The 17701-nt window shown below is 31.9% G+C and carries 17 protein-coding genes and 1 riboswitch; of the genes, 8 read left to right on the top strand and 9 right to left on the bottom strand.

Translation table 11 applies throughout. The annotated features are described in order from the left end of the window. Positions 1–63 precede the first annotated feature (63 nt). Positions 64–759, top strand: a complete 696-nt coding sequence (locus tag Q0856_RS04940; RefSeq protein WP_298476694.1) for an NAD-dependent deacylase — start codon at positions 64–66, stop codon at positions 757–759. Here the strand turns inward: Q0856_RS04940 and Q0856_RS04935 are convergent. Beyond that, positions 725–1195, bottom strand: a complete 471-nt coding sequence (locus Q0856_RS04935; RefSeq protein WP_298503189.1) for a heme-binding domain-containing protein — start codon at positions 1193–1195, stop codon at positions 725–727. The two genes, Q0856_RS04940 and Q0856_RS04935, sit on opposite strands and share 35 nt — an antisense overlap. 37 nt (positions 1196–1232) lie before the next feature. Between Q0856_RS04935 and Q0856_RS04930 the strand changes: the two genes are divergently transcribed. Together Q0856_RS04930 and purB are read left to right on the top strand one after the other, a co-directional pair. Beyond that, positions 1233–1793 (top strand): adenylosuccinate lyase, encoded by a 561-nt coding sequence (locus Q0856_RS04930; RefSeq protein WP_298503187.1) that lies wholly within the window; start codon positions 1233–1235, stop codon positions 1791–1793. 118 nt (positions 1794–1911) lie between these two features. Then, entirely contained in the window at positions 1912–3255 is a 1344-nt protein-coding gene (purB, locus tag Q0856_RS04925; protein ID WP_298503186.1) for an adenylosuccinate lyase, read from the top strand. A gap of 231 nt (positions 3256–3486) precedes the next feature. Here purB and Q0856_RS04920 read toward each other — a convergent pair whose 3' ends face one another. The 6 genes from Q0856_RS04920 to Q0856_RS04895 form a co-directional block, all read right to left on the bottom strand. Then, a complete protein-coding gene (locus tag Q0856_RS04920; protein ID WP_298476706.1) occupies positions 3487–4302 on the bottom strand; it encodes a mechanosensitive ion channel domain-containing protein in 816 nt (271 codons plus the stop codon). 213 nt (positions 4303–4515) lie between these two features. Then, entirely contained in the window at positions 4516–5055 is a 540-nt protein-coding gene (locus Q0856_RS04915; protein ID WP_298503184.1) for a DUF4252 domain-containing protein, read from the bottom strand. A 64-nt stretch (positions 5056–5119) separates the two neighbouring features. Further along, positions 5120–5656: a DUF4252 domain-containing protein gene (locus Q0856_RS04910; protein WP_298476712.1), complete on the bottom strand. Its 537-nt coding sequence runs from the start codon at positions 5654–5656 to the stop codon at positions 5120–5122. A 112-nt stretch (positions 5657–5768) separates the two neighbouring features. Then, complete coding sequence (locus Q0856_RS04905; RefSeq protein ID WP_298476715.1) at positions 5769–6314, bottom strand: DUF4252 domain-containing protein; 546 nt, start codon at positions 6312–6314, stop codon at positions 5769–5771. Between the two features lie 9 nt (positions 6315–6323). Next, entirely contained in the window at positions 6324–6758 is a 435-nt protein-coding gene (locus Q0856_RS04900; protein ID WP_298476718.1) for a hypothetical protein, read from the bottom strand. Further along, positions 6745–7254: a sigma-70 family RNA polymerase sigma factor gene (locus Q0856_RS04895; RefSeq protein WP_298476722.1), complete on the bottom strand. Its 510-nt coding sequence runs from the start codon at positions 7252–7254 to the stop codon at positions 6745–6747. Before Q0856_RS04895 ends, Q0856_RS04900 begins: the two co-directional genes overlap by 14 nt. 217 nt (positions 7255–7471) lie before the next feature. Between Q0856_RS04895 and Q0856_RS04890 the strand changes: the two genes are divergently transcribed. Both Q0856_RS04890 and Q0856_RS04885 read left to right on the top strand, forming a co-directional pair. Then, the gene (locus Q0856_RS04890; RefSeq protein WP_298503183.1) at positions 7472–8995 is read left to right on the top strand and encodes a S41 family peptidase; all 1524 of its coding nucleotides are present in this window, start codon (positions 7472–7474) and stop codon (positions 8993–8995) included. Between the two features lie 343 nt (positions 8996–9338). Continuing rightward, positions 9339–10823 (top strand): S41 family peptidase, encoded by a 1485-nt coding sequence (locus tag Q0856_RS04885; RefSeq protein WP_298503181.1) that lies wholly within the window; start codon positions 9339–9341, stop codon positions 10821–10823. An 81-nt stretch (positions 10824–10904) separates the two neighbouring features. Here the strand turns inward: Q0856_RS04885 and Q0856_RS04880 are convergent, their stop codons facing one another. After that, on the bottom strand, positions 10905–12320 hold the full coding sequence (locus Q0856_RS04880) for a Calx-beta domain-containing protein (protein ID WP_298503180.1): 1416 nt from the start codon (positions 12318–12320) through the stop codon (positions 10905–10907). A 2-nt stretch (positions 12321–12322) separates the two neighbouring features. Beyond that, entirely contained in the window at positions 12323–14149 is a 1827-nt protein-coding gene (locus Q0856_RS04875) for a TonB-dependent receptor (protein WP_298503178.1), read from the bottom strand. 33 nt (positions 14150–14182) lie between these two features. Further along, positions 14183–14408: riboswitch (cobalamin riboswitch) on the bottom strand. Positions 14409–14647: 239 nt separating this feature from the next. On the opposite strand from Q0856_RS04875, the gene Q0856_RS04870 reads away from it, so the two are divergent. From Q0856_RS04870 to Q0856_RS04860, 3 genes are read left to right on the top strand one after another with little or no spacing between them, the layout of a single operon-like run. Then, the gene (locus Q0856_RS04870; RefSeq protein WP_298503176.1) at positions 14648–15793 is read left to right on the top strand and encodes an ABC transporter substrate-binding protein; all 1146 of its coding nucleotides are present in this window, start codon (positions 14648–14650) and stop codon (positions 15791–15793) included. Further along, the gene (locus Q0856_RS04865; RefSeq protein WP_298503175.1) at positions 15794–16825 is read left to right on the top strand and encodes an iron ABC transporter permease; all 1032 of its coding nucleotides are present in this window, start codon (positions 15794–15796) and stop codon (positions 16823–16825) included. A 3-nt stretch (positions 16826–16828) separates the two neighbouring features. After that, positions 16829–17638 (top strand): ABC transporter ATP-binding protein, encoded by an 810-nt coding sequence (locus tag Q0856_RS04860; RefSeq protein WP_366139596.1) that lies wholly within the window; start codon positions 16829–16831, stop codon positions 17636–17638. Positions 17639–17701 lie beyond the last annotated feature (63 nt).

Below are 17701 nucleotides of genomic sequence, written 5' to 3'. Positions count from 1 at the left end.
TTTATTATCATTTTTTTTGTAATTCTGTAATAGATAAATTATTGAATTAAAAAGTGCTTCTTTATGAAGAAAAATATAGTTGTTCTTACTGGTGCCGGAATAAGTGCCGAAAGTGGTATAAAAACTTTTAGAGATGCAGATGGCTTATGGGAAGGCCATGATATTATGGAGGTAGCCACCCCAGAAGGCTTTAAGAATAACCCGTCTCTTGTATTAGAATTTTATAATCAAAGAAGAAAACAATTATTGCAAGTACTACCGAATACTGCACATTATGCATTAGCTTCTTTACAAGATTATTTTCATGTACATATTATAACTCAAAATGTAGATGACTTACATGAACGTGCTGGAAGTAAACATGTTACCCATTTACATGGAGAACTATTAAAAGTAAGGAGTACCATAGATAAAAACGTAATACTTCCTTGGAAAGAAAATGTTGAGATAGGAGATTTTTGTAGTAAAGGCTCCCAATTAAGACCACATATTGTATGGTTTGGAGAAGATGTTCCCAAGATGGAAGATGCAATAGAAATTACTGCAAATGCCGATATTTTAATCATTATAGGCACTTCTATGCAAGTATATCCTGCCGCTGGGTTAATAAATTACATTCCCGGAAAAACTCCGATTTATTTTGTAGACCCAAAACCTAGCATTACAGAAAATGACTTTCCTTTGCTTACAATTATAAAAGATTCTGCAACAAAAGGAGTTCCTACTATTGTAAATTCTCTAATTGATACAATGCTCTAGAACGAAGCACCCATTCTTTTATCAACTTTTTTTGCTCTTCAGAAAGTTTGGCTTGCTCATGTGTCCAAATATATTCTTTTAGAGGCATTTCACTAGTATCTATAGTTTCTAAAACCTCTTCTAATTTATGGTCTTTTTTCTTATTAGAATAGTTCTCCCATTCTGAAAAATTTAAATGTTTTTTACCATCTTTAATATGGTTGGATAACCAATAAGAGACAGGAGCAACATTATTATACCAGGGATAATTGGTATTATCGCTATGACAGTCATAACACGTTTGTTCTAAAATAACCTTCACTTCTTTTGAAGGGTTAGTCTCAACAAGAAATTGTTTGGTATGATCACCATGTGATATGTTCTGAGTTGGTCTAAAAAACTGGATAGCAACAAAAGCAACCAGTAGGATAATTGCAGTTTTTTTTAGTATTTTCATTTGGGGAAACAAATTTCCCTTAAAAATACAATTTTTTATGAATAAAGAAGCTCTTTTTAAATCCTTAGATTATGTTAACCACTCTAGAGAAAAAAGACAAGAAATGGCTACTTTAATTCTTACTAACCCACATTTAATACCCCATCTACTCTCTATTGCCCTTACAATAGACAATCCTATTTCCTGTAGAGCATGTTGGGTACTAGAATTTACCGCCAAAAAACAACTAGATTATCTTTTTCCTTATTTAGATTCTTTTACCGCTTCTTTGCATAAAGTACATTTTGATTCTGCCGTTCGTCCTATGGCCAAAATTTGCGAGTACTTAATAACATCTTATTTCTCGCAAAAAAAAACAGCAACTAAAAAGCACCTAACTAATGAACATTTAGAACGCATTACGGCCAATTGTTTCGATTGGCTTATTGGAGACCACAAAGTAGCTGCACAAGCCTATTCAATGACTTGCTTATTATTATTGGGTCGTAAGTACGATTGGATTTACCCAGAACTGCGCATAGTGCTAGAACAAAATTACGCCAATGGAAGTGCTGCCTATAAAGCAAGAGCAAGAATGACATTAGAAAAAATAAAGTAAGCTTTTCTTATAACAGATACTCAAAAAACAACATCAGATTAAACTTTTATAGACTTTTAAACTCCTTAACTTATAAGTATATTTGCGCCTTGTAATTTACTAATCAATTCATAAGCAAATGTCACTTACGCAACTAAATGCAATTTCCCCTATAGACGGAAGGTATAGTAGTAAAACTAATTCTTTATCTCCATTCTTTTCCGAAGAAGCACTAATTAAATATAGAGTACGAGTAGAAATTGAATACTTTATTGCTTTATGTGAAATTCCATTACCGCAATTAGATGGTTTTGATACTTCTAAATTTGATGCTTTAAGAGATATTTATAAAAAGTTCAATGCCAAAGACGCACAAGAAATAAAAGACATAGAGAAAGTAACCAACCACGATGTTAAAGCGGTAGAGTACTTTATTAAAAAGGCCTTTGATACTTTAGGCTTAAGTGAACATAAAGAATTTATTCATTTTGGATTAACTTCTCAAGATATAAACAACACAGCAATACCACTTTCTATAAAAGAGGCTATGAATGATGTTTATGTTCCTCTATACCTAGAGGTTATAGCAAAGCTTGAAGCATTAGTTAAAGAGTGGGATGCTATTCCTCTATTAGCAAGAACACATGGACAACCTGCTTCCCCTACTCGTCTAGGAAAAGAAATTAATGTTTTTGTTACTCGTTTAAAAGAACAGTTTAACTTGTTAAATGATATTCCAAGTGCTGCAAAATTTGGTGGCGCTACCGGTAACTACAATGCCCACTTAGTTGCCTACCCTTCTATTGATTGGAAAGCTTTTGGAGAAAAATTTGTACAAGAAAAATTAGGATTACACCATTCTTTTCCTACCACGCAAATAGAACACTATGATCATATGGCTGCCTTGTTTGATGGATTGAAGAGAATTAACACAATTATCCTAGATTTAGATAGAGATTTTTGGACTTATGTTTCTATGGATTATTTTAAACAAAAAATTAAAAAAGGAGAAGTTGGTTCTTCCGCAATGCCCCATAAAGTAAACCCTATTGATTTTGAAAATTCGGAAGGAAATTTAGGTATAGCAAATGCTATTTTTGAGCATTTATCCGCCAAACTACCCGTTTCTAGACTACAGAGAGATTTAACAGATAGCACCGTTCTTAGAAACGTTGGTGTACCTTTTGCGCATACTTTAATTGCTTTTCAATCTACCTTAAAAGGATTAAACAAATTACTTTTAAACAAAGAAAAATTTGAACAAGATTTAGAAAATAATTGGGCCGTTGTTGCAGAAGCAATACAAACCATTTTAAGGAGAGAGGCTTACCCTAATCCTTACGAAGCTTTAAAAGGCTTAACCAGAACCAATGAGAAAATAACTAAAAATTCTATGGCAAACTTTATAGATTCTCTAGAAGTTTCCGATGCTATTAAAACAGAATTAAAAGCAATTACTCCTAGTAACTATACTGGTATTTAACATGAAAGCTGGGCATTATTTAGTAGTAATTGCTTTAGCATTTTATCTTATAGGACGTACTGTTAGAATTTTACATTGGGTGTTCCTAAATTTTATAACAGGAAATCTTTTAATGAATATAGCCTATGTTATATTTTTTATAGCTATAATTACTTTACTTCTTGAATCAAAAAAGAAAAACTAAAAAAGACCGCAATTTGCGGTCTTTTTAATTATAAAAATAAATTAATATTACTTATTAATTTGTACTTCGTGCGGGTAAGGAATTTCAATACCTGCATTATCTAATGCAATTTTACAATTCTCTAAAGTTCCAAAATAAACATCCCAGTAATCATCCGGAGTAGAATAAGGGCGCACTGCAAAATTCACAGAGCTATCAGCCAATTCTGAAACATTTACAGACGGAGCTGGATCTTTTAACACTTTAGGATCCGACGTTAAAACATTCATTAAAACTTCTTTTGCTTTTTTAATATCTTCTCCGTAACCAACTCCAATAGTAAGATCTACACGCATTTTACCTTCTGCCGTATAGTTTATAATGTTACCATTAGCCATTGCTCCATTAGGCACTATTGCTAATTTATTATCTGGTGTTACTAATTTCGTAGTAAAAATTTCTATCTCTTTAACTACTCCTAAAGTTCCTTGCGCCTCAACCAAATCTCCAATTTTATAAGGTTTAAAAATCATTAAAAGAACTCCTCCTGCAAAATTAGATAAAGACCCCTGTAAAGCTAAACCTATAGCCAAACCAGCTGCTGCAATAATAGCTGCAAAACTTGTTGTTTCCACTCCAAGTTTAGATATTACCATGATAATTAAAAATATTTTTAATCCCCAGCCAATAAGGTTCAATAAGAACTTTTGTAAAGATTCCTCGTAATTACTTTTATTCATTGCCTTACGGGCAATTTTAACAATTTTACCTATAACCCAGGAACCAATAATATAAATAATAATAGCTCCTATAACTTTAGGGCCATATTCCATAACAAATTCCATTCCTTTACTCATCCAAGAGCTAACGTCTGTGTTCTCCATAATAATTCAAAAATTTTTAGTGTTTAGTATTTTAGACACGAATATATACAGAAGGTCACTAAAATATAAAATTTTACATATTAAATTTATCATTATTTAATAGTAAACCTTTTCGAAATGAGCTATCGAAAAATTAAAGCTACTAATGGAAATAAAAAAAACCTGTTGTAATTTACATCACAACAGGTTTTTTAATTATGCTATACATAATAGCTATTCCAAAAGTTCCTTAAGCTTTCCTAAGCCTTCTCCTTTATAATTAGATTTTTCCATGGCTTTTATTAACTCCACCAAATGTGCTGGGTTCATATTATTCCCTAAAACCCTAATTAAAGCAAATCCTTTTTCTTTGTTATCTCCATAAACTATAACCTCGTCAATAGCATCATCATCTCCCAAATAGGTAATAGTACCTTTTCCAAAACTAGTATTTACTTTCATTAACTCTGTATACTTTTTATTCTTTAAAATAGCTTTAACTTTTAGCTTTTCAGCAGTGTAATCCTCCACATTTTTAGGTGTTTTTTTAAAAGCTAAAATATTTAACTTCTTCAAGGAGCTTACTGCTTCTTTCTGAGTAGCTGATAAATCTACCTCCTCCAAATTCAAAACACTTGCTGGTACATCAAAAGAAATAAAATTAGGATTTTCATAATTATCTACGTAGTACTCTTGAAGGCTCTGGGTTGAGGAGCACGCACCCAGTACTAAAAAAAATCCTAGAACTAATGCTTTTTTTATTATTGTTATCATTTTTTTGGTTGATTTAAAAATTGCAATTATCCATTTAAAAGGAATAACTGCAATTTAATTTTTATTATTTTTTTCCTGCTTTGTTTAGTTCTTTTGGTAGATTCATCTTATTGGTAATTGCACCAATTTTATTTAAATCTATATCTCCTGTCATGGAAACCAAAACAGTTTCGAACTTTCTACCATCGACATCGACATTTCTCATACCGGAAACGAACATTAAAAGTTCTTTTACATGATCTTTGTCTTTTCCATTTTTAATATAAAATTTTACATTAACATCTTTGTCCTTAACACGCATCAACTCTTCCATAGAGGATGACCTTAAATATTTTTTAACTGTAGAAGCCATATTTGCAGAAACACCTTTATCTTCAGTAATAAATACTTTAATACCTTTAATACCTTTTGCTACATCGGCAAAATCTTTTGCTTCTTGGTCATCAGTCATACTACCAACTTTGCTGACCAAATCAATCATTCCTTTATTAACGACTACGGTTCCTACATTATCCATATCCTCATATTTGTCGAAGATAGATTGTGAAAATCCAAATACTGGTAATAATGCAATTGCTACAATTAAACTAAATTTTTTCATGACTGTTTTGTTTTTTTAATCCTAACCCCTTTGATTAATAAGGGGCTTTTATTAGGATAGATTATTAAATAGATTGATGATATTTGTTATTCCTGATTATTCAGGCTTTTCATTACTGTTTTTTTCCTGCCTTATTTAATTCTTGTGGTAAGTTCATTTTATTTGTTAGTGAACCTATTTTATTTAAATCTATATCACCTGTAAGGGATAAAAGTACCGTTTCAAATTTTCTTCCGTTTACGTCTACATCTACGTTTTTCATACCAGTTACGAACATAAGAAGTTCACTCACATGGTCCGCGTCTTTACCTTCTTTTATATAGAATTTTATGTTAGCGTCTTTATCCTTTACCCGCATTAACTCTTCTAACTTTGCTGTCTTTAAATATGCATTCATAGATTTAAGCATATCTGCAGATACTGCTTTATCTTCTGTAACAAATACTTTTAAATTATTAAGACTCTTTGCTATATCCATAAAGTCTTTTGCTTCGGGATCATCTACCTCTACATCTATTTTACTTAATAGATTAAACATACTTTTGTTTACTACTACAGCACTTACGTTATCTAAATCTTCGTATTTATCAAACAAAGACTGAGAGAAACCTGTTAAAGGTATTAGTGCTATTACTGCTATTATTAGGAACTTTTTCATGATTTTTAATTATTTGTGATTGTAAATTTTTTGTTTTGTTGCTTCAAATTCATTTAAGTAAGCTACCTTTTGTGTACCCTTACTAAAGTTTTGAGCTAAAAGGTCTAATGCTTTTTTTGTTTCATTATATGCATACTCTGCCTCTTTTTGCTCTGCTAATTTTTGTTCATGGTATGTATTACCAAAATATAGGCCAAAAGCAATAACCGCCACTGCTGCAACGCTAATCCATTTATTATAATTATATCTTGGTTTTAATGGTAGCTTCTTTGTAAACCGTTCTTCTTTAGCCGTAGAAAAATAAGTAAACATAGACCTGTATTGCTCTAGATGTGTAGCTACACTTTCTTGAGAGAAATACGTTCGTAACGTTTCTTCTTCTGCAACCGTGGTGGTAGCATCAAAATACTTTTCTAATAATTCTTCTATGTTATTTAATTCCATAGTTATGCTTTTGTGTTAATTTTTCTCTAACCGTTTTTCTTGCTCTAGATAATGCCACTCGTATTGCCGTTGGTTTCATATCTAATAATTTTTCTATTTCTTCAAAAGTATATTGCTCCACATCCCTTAATTGCAATACCATTTTTTGTTGTTCAGGTAATTCATCCATTATCTTTTCTACCCAGTTGACACTGTCTTTCGCCTCTATTTTTTTTTGAAGCGAATTATTATCATCGCCGTAATTACTATGCACTAACTTTAAATTAGATGCCTGTTTCGATTTTAATCTATCCAAACAGAAATTCTTAGTCATGGTCATCGCAAATGCTTCAACATTATTATAGTTATCCATTTTATTATTCTTAGACCAAAGCTTTAATAACACCTCTTGAGTAGCATCCTCTGCCTCCTCTGTAGATACTAGTAAACGCTTTGCAAGTCTAAAAAGCTTGTCTTTAAATGGCATTACCAGATTAGTAAATTCTGACTGTTTCATTTTAGTTGGTTGTTTATAAACCTATTTATTGGTCTACATAAGGAAGACGAAGTACAACGAATTTTGTTACAAAAAATTTTTTATTTCTATTTATGTCCCTATTTTCGGAGTACTATTTACTTACAATACATGCGTAAGTATAAACTTATAAATATTCTTTATCCTTTAAAATTATTTTATTGGAATAATATTTGATGTTATTAACAAAACAAAACCTATGAAAAAGTACTTTTTACTATTCTTTGCAATTGGAATCTTATTTAACTCGTGTAACAATGATGATAACGCTACCCCAATTGAAGAAAATAAAAAGAAACCGGAAGAAATACCTGTAGTTAAATTAGCTACAGACTATCCGGTTCAAAATTTTATGTGGAAAGCAATGAATAGTTTTTATTTTTGGCAGGGGGATGTTAGTGATTTAGCGGATAATCGCTTTGCTTCTGAAAATGATTATATTGATTATTTATCTAAAAACTCTAATCCAGAAGAATTTTTCTATAAAATATGTAATAACCATGCTCAAATTGTTGGTAATGCAGCAGCTACAGATCGTTTTAGTTTTGTTAGTGAAGATTATGAAGATTTAGTGTCTCGTTTTGCAGGTATTTTTAAAAGTAATGGTTTGGAATTTGGGTTATTGAGATTCAGCGATAGTGAAAATGTTTTTGGGTATGTAACCTATATAATTCCTAATTCTAATGCTGCTACTAAGGATATTAAACGTGGTGATTTATTCACAGGAGTAAATGGAACAACGATAACAACAAGTAATTATAGAGATTTACTTTTTGGTACTAATGACAGTTACACCCTAAATATGGCAGATATTAACGACAATGTTATTAGTAGTAATAATAAATCTGTAGACTTAACTAAAGAAGAAAATTTACAAGAAGATCCTATTTTAGTAAAAAAAGTGATTGAACATAATGGACTTAAAATTGGCTATTTAATGTACAACTCCTTTATCGCTAATTATGATGAACAATTAAATGACGTGTTTGGTGACTTTAAAGCAGAAAATATTGATGACCTTATTTTGGATTTTAGGTATAATGGAGGTGGTAGAGTCTCTTCTGCAATTCAAATCGCCAGTTCTGTATATGGAACAAAAACGGAAGATCTTTTTCTAAAGGCAAGATATAATGATAAAATCCAAGCTTCATTTAATCCAGGACAAGGGGAAAATAATTTTATAGATAAAACCTTAGGAGGAAGCCAAGTAAATACCCTAAACTTAAATCGGGTGTATATAATAACCTCTGGATCTACAGCTTCTTCTAGTGAGTTAGTTATTAATGGCTTAGAACCATATATTGATGTAATCCAAATTGGCACAAATACAGTTGGAAAAAATGAATTCTCCAATACATTTGTAGACGATATAGAAAATAATTACTTCTACTCCCCAGAACGTGAAGATAAAATTAATCCGGACAATCAATGGGCAATACAACCACTTTTAGGAAGAAATGAAAATGCGGATGGTTTTTCTGATTACACAAGTGGTTTAATTCCTGATTATGAATTATTTGAAGATATAGCTAACTTAGGAGTCTTAGGAGAAACCAATGAACCTTTATTAGAACTAGCATTAAATACTATTTCAGGAACTTCCTCTAAAATAGATTTTACTCCAAAATATCCTGCAAAACTAATGGGTAGTTCTATAGAAGCAAAACCTATGAATAATCTTATGTTAATGGATGGTTTATTAAAACCTATTGCATCTGAATAGAGAATAAATAATTTCCTCTAAACTTAATGTTCTGTTTCCTAATTAAAAAACAACTAACCTATGGATGATCTAAAAAGCTTGTCTTTAAATGGCATTCATAAGCAACAAATTTTGCTTAGTGCATTTTAATTGGGAACAGGCTAAACTATTGAATACCTAAAAAGAAAAAGTTCCCACGGTTATTTTTCTTTTCGCAATTTTTACGTTTCTATTTATCTTCCAAATATTAGACGTCTATTTACGTTATTTTATACGTAAGTATACAAATTAAATAATACCTTGAATTTCTTAATTTAGTTATTGGAGTAATATTTGATTGTATTTTTATGATAAAACAAAACCTATGAAAAAGTATTTTGTACTATTCCTTGCTATGGGAATCTTATTTAACTCCTGCAATAAAGATGATGATGCCCTAACTATGAAAAGAGGCATAAAAATTGAGTCCGATGATCTTATCGTTCAAGATTTTATGTGGAAAACAATGAATTTTTGGTATTTTTGGCAGGAAGACGTTGCCGATTTAGCGGATGACAAATTCCCAAATACAGAAGTAGGAATACAGGCCTATAATGACTTTTTAGCTAAAGAAGAAAATCCTGGAGATTTCTTTGACAAACATCTTCTACATTCGGATGATCGTTTTAGTTTTTATGCCGAAGATTATACGGAACTTACGCAAGTACTTTCTGGAATATCAAAAAGTAATGGACTAGAATTTGGTTTAGTTCTTTATGATACTGATAAGGTTTTGGGCTATGTTCGTTACATAATTCCTAATTCAGATGCTGCTACAAAAGACATTAGCAGAGGAGAGCTATTCACAGGGGTAAACGGCAATATTCTTACCCTTGATAATTATATAGATTTACTTTTTGGTGATGCGGATACTTATACCCTAAATATGGCCACCATAACTAACAATGAAATAAACCCTATAGATAAAGAAGTTAGTTTAACTAAAATAGAAGGGCTTTCTGAAAACCCAGTATTCTTATCTAAGACTTTCGAAGTTAATGGTGAAAAAATAGGATACCTTGTATATAATGGATTCACCAATGAATTTGATGAAGACTTAAACAATGCTTTTGGAGATTTTAAATCAGCTGGAATTACAAATTTGATTTTAGATCTACGTTACAACCCAGGAGGCTCTGTTAATTCGGCTCGTTTACTTTCTAGTATGATATCTGGAGATAACACTACAGATATCTTTCTAAGACAACGTTGGAACAGTAGATGGCAATCCGAATTTTCCGAAGATCAATTAGTAGACAAATTCGCCGACAAAACTACCGCTGGAACAGACTTAAACAGGTTAAACTTATCCAAAGTATACGTATTAGCAACAAACAGTTCTGCTTCTTCTAGTGAATTACTAATAAATGGGCTTGCTCCATATATAGATGTGGTACATATTGGAGAAACCACCACGGGTAAAAATGAATTTTCTATTACCATGGTGGATGATTTTGATAATAATAATATTTATCATAAATCAAGAGAAAATAAAATTAATCCAAAAAATAAATGGGCAATTCAACCATTAGTGGGAAGAAACGAAAATGCAGATGGTTTTTATGATTATACCTCTGGCTTAGTTCCTGATATTGAATTAGAAGAAGACTTAGAAAACTTAGGTGTGTTAGGAGAGCAAAACGAACCTTTATTAGCAAGGGCAATTCAAGAGATTACTGGTATATCTAGTAAAAGAGATTTTACGGTGAAAACGCCTGCCACCATTATGACTAGTTCTAAAATGTTTACTCCAATTAAAGACAATATGTTTTTAGATAAACCTTTAAATATTGACATTAATATGCGATAGAAAAAGGATAAATACACAAAAGAGGGCTCTATATCGGTAGAGCCCTCTTTATTTTTATAACATTATATCTAAAGACACCACCTATCTTTCCGCGGAACCATTATAATAAATTCCTCCAGGAATAATAGATACTTCTTTAGAAGCTAACAAAGAATTATCTGTAAGGTCATATACCTCTAAAGAACCATTACTAACAAAATCTTTAGCATCTACACCATAGAGTTTCCCATTAATAACTGCCATATCATAAAAGCTAAGTCCTGTAATTTCTGAAGCAGTTGGTAGTGTTGTACTAGTAACTTCCATTTCATAAACAGAACCAGACATATAATAATAAAGATTAGCCCCATCTACCTCTAAATTTCCTGGGTGCTCTGTTACGGCAAAGTTTAATGTGCTTGTAACGGTATTATCAGTTGTATTAATTTTATCCATTTGCCCAGCTGTCTCATTTCCTGTCCAAGAAGGGTTTCCTCCTGAAATAACCCAAAGATTATTATCAGCATCTAACCGTAAAGAATTTGGTCTATCACCAACTGTAATTGTTGTCTCCACTGTATTTGTAGTGGCATCTATAACTGTAACAACATTGTTTTCTCCCCAACCTCCTTGTTGAGCAACATAAACTGTACTATTGTAAGCAACAATTTTTTCTGGTCCCTCTACCACAGAAATTGTAGATTCAACAGTATTAGTTTCTAAATTAATTACTGCAACATAATCATCTTCTGTACTAGAACCATCTCCCCAGTTTGTTACATAACCTTTCCCATTAGCAATAGCCATATAACGCGGGTTTAAGAAATCAGATTCACTTGGACCTCCAATAGTTGCTACCGATTCAAAAGTATAACGATTAACCACTTCTATTTTTTGAGAACCGTTCATAATCACGTAGGCCATATCACCATTGAAAGCTATACTTTGAGCATTATCTCCCCAGGCATCGACTCCATTAACAGATTTATAAATACCGTTTTCTATATTTTCTAAATCGCTGGATACAAAAGAAATAGATGCATTTCCTTGTCCAAAATTACCCTCATGACTAACCAATATACCATTCTCAAAAGGATAAGAATCATTATCCGTAATTGTTAAAGTTACTGTATTATTAGTTCCGATAATACCTTGTAAGCTACTTGTAGATGTAATTGTTAAAATAAGGTCTTCTGATGGCTCTACATCTTCATCATCTATAAGAACTAAACTTTCCTCTACACTTGTTTCTCCTGCAACCAAAATAGCTGTACCAGACAAAGCAGTAAAATCTTCATTAGACGTAGCTGTACCAGAGACTTCATAATTAATGGTTACATCCTCATCATAAACATCCGAAGCTGTAATGACTACTGCAACAGTACCAGCTCCTTCTTCATAAGAATCTTGTGCAGTAGTTATTCCTATTGTTCCTGGCATTTGCTCATCGTCTTCACTACAAGATGAAAGTACTAATGAGGCTAAAGCCGCTGTTAACATAAAGTGTTTGATTTTCATTTTTAAAAATTTAAAATTAATTGTGTTTGAATGTTTCTGTTTGGCATTGGACGTAATGCTATATTTTCGTAATACGTATTATAAATATTATTTATAGTAACTCCCAAAGTATAGGTTAAAGCCTTATTAACCCGCTTATTTGAATATGTTACTCCAATATTTGCTATTTGATATTCATCTAATTTTCCTCCAATAATAGAGACACCGCCAGTATACAAATGTTGATAAAACAAGTTTATACCAGCTATTTTATATGTAACAGAGGCATTTCCTCTATGAAAAGGCACATAAATTAATTGTTGCTTTGTTTCTTTATCCTCAGAAACTGTATATGAATAATGAGCTTTAAAATCTATTTGGTGCTTTCTTTGAATAGGATAAGTAGCTGAAATTTCCCCTTCTACCCCATAAATTTGTACATCGTCAATATTTATTGGTGTCCAAAATCCTTCATTACTAGGAAGCCATTTAATCATATCTTTCGTGGCAATGTAATAACCGTTAACATTCATTGACACTCTTCGTAAATCTAATCGATTCCCAATATCTATCTGGTAAGATTTTTCAGGAATCAAATTTAAATTACCTCCTGGTTGCCAATAAAGATCATTAAATGTTGGTGTTCTATAATTTTTGGAGGCATTCAATTGCAGTTTATAATGAGGGCTTACATCATACCTACCATCTAAAGAAAAAACCAATGGACTAGAAAAATCCGAAGAAAAATCTTGTCTTAAACTAAAATTATAAGAAGACTTTGGAGAAATAGTATGTTTTATAAGTGCTGTAGCCGAAAAGTCATTTCGTTTGGGATTCCCAAAACTTCCTCCTTTACCCAGAAAATTATTGTACTCTAAAAATCCATTTAACCTAAAAGCTCTTGAAAAATTTACATCTAAGGAATACCTTGCTAAAAAATTAGATACTTTCCCAAAAGAATAAATATCCGAATCTTTGTTTTCAAAAAACTTAAATTCCTCTTGTAGATAAGCCAATTTAAATTTTGAAATGGTTTTTTTTTCAAACCGCCCCCATTCTAGTTGTGTACGATAGTGATTATCCTTATACTTACTCCTTCCTAAGACAAAAATATTTCCTGATAAATTTCTATCCCCTATAAAACTTTGGTGGTACAGTTTTACAACCTGTTTTTCTGTAAGCACATAGCCTGCATTTAAATTTACATTAAGATTTTCAAATTCCCCATTTTTGTTTATTTCATCAGTCTTTATATACCTGTAATTATTATTTGATCTATTATAATTAATTCCAAAACTATATGATGCTTTTTTGTTTCCAAAACTTTGATTGAAGTTTACTTTTTTAGTTTCAAAACTACCATAACCAACAGAAACTTGATTCTCAAAGTGTTTTTCAAATTTTAAATCATTATTTAAATGAACACTGCCGCCTATTGCACCAGAACCATATTGTACACTTCCTCCACCACTTCGAATGCCTAAAGAATTATAATTAAAAGGATTTATTGTATTAAAATCTACTTGTCCGTTTAATTGAGAGTTTATATTAATTCCATTCCAAATGACAGCTGTATGCGAGGCATTGGTTCCTCTAAAAGCAGGGGAAGAAACCATTCCAAAACCATTTTCTTTAAAATAAATATTAGAGTTAAAGGTCAACAATGAAGTTAAAAACACATTATCGCGTTGTATAATACTGTCCTTAATAACTGTTACTTTATGCCCATCGGCATAACGTTTTACTCGAACATCAGACACTACAACTTCATCCAGAGTAATAATGGAATCTTTCTGCGCCGTTACTATAGCTAGACTGAATAGTACTAAAATTGAAAATATATTTTTCATCACACCAACGACCTTTTACCCGAAAGTCAATCGAATCTTTATTAGGAATTTGGCAGGTCTCCTGACTTGCGTACTACTATTCACCTTCCCGTTATTTACTAACAGTGGTATTGAAGAAATAGTAGCCATTTTACACTTGCATATTCAATACAATAGCAAAACTAAGCTTACAGTTGCGGGAACAGTTCCGGAATTTAACCGGATTCCCTTTTAATTTAATCACCGTGAAAGCGATAAAACCAAATTCTTTGCAAAAATAGCATTAATAAATTATTTATCCTCTTTTTTCTTGTTGAGTTTATAAACCAACCAAATAAAACCCGCCGAAAAATGCAGTATTATTATCCCTGCAATTATGTAGAATAGTATATTAGATTCTCCCCTCAAAAGAATAATTTTTATCAAAATTATAATGTTTAACCATATAAAAAACTGACATTTGTCACATATCGCAACAAAAGGATAATCTAATTTTGGCTCCTTATTATTTCAAATTTTATGAAAAATTACATATTAATTACATTGTTTTTAATTACTTTTTCCTGTAAGCGGCAAGTAGACAAAACAACCAATGTAGAGCTCACAGAAACAAAATCAACACTACGTTATGCAAATGGATTTACCATAAAAAAACAAGATTCTGGGCATACAATACTCGAAGTTACCTCTCCATGGCCAAATGCCGAAAATGGGTTTAAATATGCTCTTGTTCCAAAAGAAAAAATGGCCTCCGTCTCCTTAAATAAAGAAGAATTCGATGCCATTATTCCTACTCCAATAAAAAAAATTATTGTTACCTCTACCACCCATATTCCGATATTAGAATCCTTAGGTGTAGAATCTACCTTAGTAGGTTTCCCTAATACCGATTATGTATCTTCTTTATCTACTAGAAAAAGAATAGATAGTAAAAAAGTTAAAGAGTTAGGAAAAAACGAATCTATGAATACAGAAATAGCGTTAGAGTTACAACCAGATGTAGTCATTGGCTTTGGAATAGATAACCAAAATAAAGCATATAAAACCTTAGAAACAGCCAATATACCTATTGTTTACAATGGAGATTGGACAGAGCAAACACCTTTGGGAAAGGCAGAATGGATTAAATTTTTTGCTCCTTTCTTTCATCAAGAAAAAAAAGCAGATAGTATTTTTAACACTATTGAAAAAGAATATCTTAAGGTAAAATCTTTAGCATCTAAAGCGGATAAAAAAAGTACCGTTTTAAGTGGTGCCATGTTTAAAGATATATGGTATTTACCGGGAGGAAAAAGTTGGGCTGCGCAATACTTAAAAGATGCAAACACGAATTACTTATGGAAAGACAATCAAGAGACTGGCAGCCTCTCTTTGAGTTGGGAAAAAGTACTAGCTATTGGGCAAAACGCTGACTATTGGGTTTCTCCTTCTCAATTTACATCCTACAAGCAAATGGAAGAAAGTAGCCCTCATTACTCCCAATTTAAAGCTTATAAGAATAAAAACATATATACTTTTGGAAATACCAAAGGCCAAACTGGAGGCTTATTATTTTTTGAACTAGCCCCTAGCCGACCGGATATTGTCCTAAAAGATTTAATTTCTATATTTCACCCAGAAATTTTACCAAACTATAAACCGTTTTTTTATCAACCTTTGCAATAAGTGAAACCAAACAAAACATACATAAGTGCTTTCTTAGTATTGTCTTTGCTATTAGTAGTATTCTTTGGAATAAATATTAGCTTAGGTTCTGTTTCTATTCCTTTTTCCGATACTATAAATTCTGTTTTCGGTGGTACTACAACCAACAATTCTTGGAATTATATAATCTGGAATTACAGAATTCCTAAAGCGTTTACTGCAATTATAGTGGGTAGCGGACTGGCTTTAAGCGGATTGCTTATGCAAACTCTTTTTAGAAATCCTTTAGCTGGTCCTTTTGTATTAGGTATAAGCTCCGGAGCAAGTTTAGGGGTTGCTTTTTTAATAATGGGGTCTTCTTTATTCACTAGTTTATTTTCTTTTAGTATAATCTCTAACCTTTCTTTAGCCATTACTTCTAGTATTGGTAGCTTTATGGTATTACTTTCTGTACTAATTGTAGCTTCTAGAGTAAAGGATTCTATGACTCTACTAATTATAGGGCTTATGTTTGGAAGTATTACGGCAGCAATTGTAAGTGTTTTGTCTTATTTTACTAATGCTGAAAAATTACAACAATATGTATATTGGTCGTTTGGTAGTATTGGTAATTTAACATGGGAACAACTCGGCATTCTGTTATGCTTATGCCTTTTGGGAATAATTTTAAGTATTGTCTCTATTAAAACACTAAACGCCTTGTTACTTGGAGAAAACTATGCCCGTAGTTTGGGGATAAACATAAAAAAAATGAGATATTTAATAATCCTTGCTACGGGATTATTAGCCGGTGGTATAACCGCATTTGCAGGCCCTATAGCTTTTATAGGTTTAGCAGTACCGCATTTAACAAGACAAATTTTTGACACTACAAACCACAAAATATTAGTGCCTGCTGTTTTACTTTATGGGGCAATTTTAATGTTGCTTTGCGATACCGTTGCTCAATTACCGAGTTCGGCTAGTGTATTACCTATAAATGCTATTACCTCTATTATTGGAGCTCCAGTAGTTATTTGGTTATTAGTACGTAAACGAAAAATGATTTTTTAATCTATAAAAAATAAACTTATAAATAATCCTGATCAACATAGCGTCCTTTCTGCTCAAAACCTTAAAATTGGGTATACCGCAAAAAAGCAGCATACACAAATTGGATCTTCTATTAGTTTTACTGCTAATACAGGAGAACTTATTGCAATTATTGGTGTTAATGGCGCAGGAAAATCTACCCTTTTAAGAACTATTGGGAACGTTCAAAAAGCATTAGCAGGAGAACTTCATATACGTAACAAAAACATAAGTAAGCATACGCCGCAAGAACTAGCCTTGGAAATTAGTTTAGTCCTTACGGAGAAAATTGCTTCTAAAAATTTAACAGTATTAGAACTAATAGCTCTGGGAAGACAACCTTACACTAATTGGATAGGTAGTTTAAGCGATAAAGATACAAACGCAATACAAGACGCTATAACAAAAGTAGGTTTACAAGACCTTAAACATAAAAAATGCTACGAGCTCAGCGACGGCCAAATGCAACGTGTAATGATTGCACGAGCTCTTTCGCAAGACACCTCTATTATGTTGTTAGATGAACCTACAACACATTTAGACCTCTACCACAAGGCAAACATATTAAAGCTTTTAAAATCAATTGCATACACCACTCAAAAAACCATTCTTTTTACTACACACGAAATCGAATTAGCCATTCAACTGTGCGATAAAATGCTTCTTATAAATGGCAAGGATAATCCCTTTGGACAGCCGTGCGAATTAATAGAACAAAAACACTTTGACAGTCTATTTCCACAAGACACTGTTATGTTTGATGCTTCTACGGGTACATTTAGAGTTAAAAAGTAACCCTATTTGGTTCTTATAATTAAAAGACAAACCTTTATCTTTACTAGCATATTTTAAATTTTA

The sequence above is a fragment of the uncultured Maribacter sp. genome, assembly GCF_947496775.1.
In the GTDB taxonomy this organism is placed as follows: Bacteria; Bacteroidota; Bacteroidia; order Flavobacteriales; family Flavobacteriaceae; genus Maribacter_B.
Note: the sequence above shows the minus strand (reverse complement) of the source record. Positions and strands in the feature narration are given on the sequence as shown.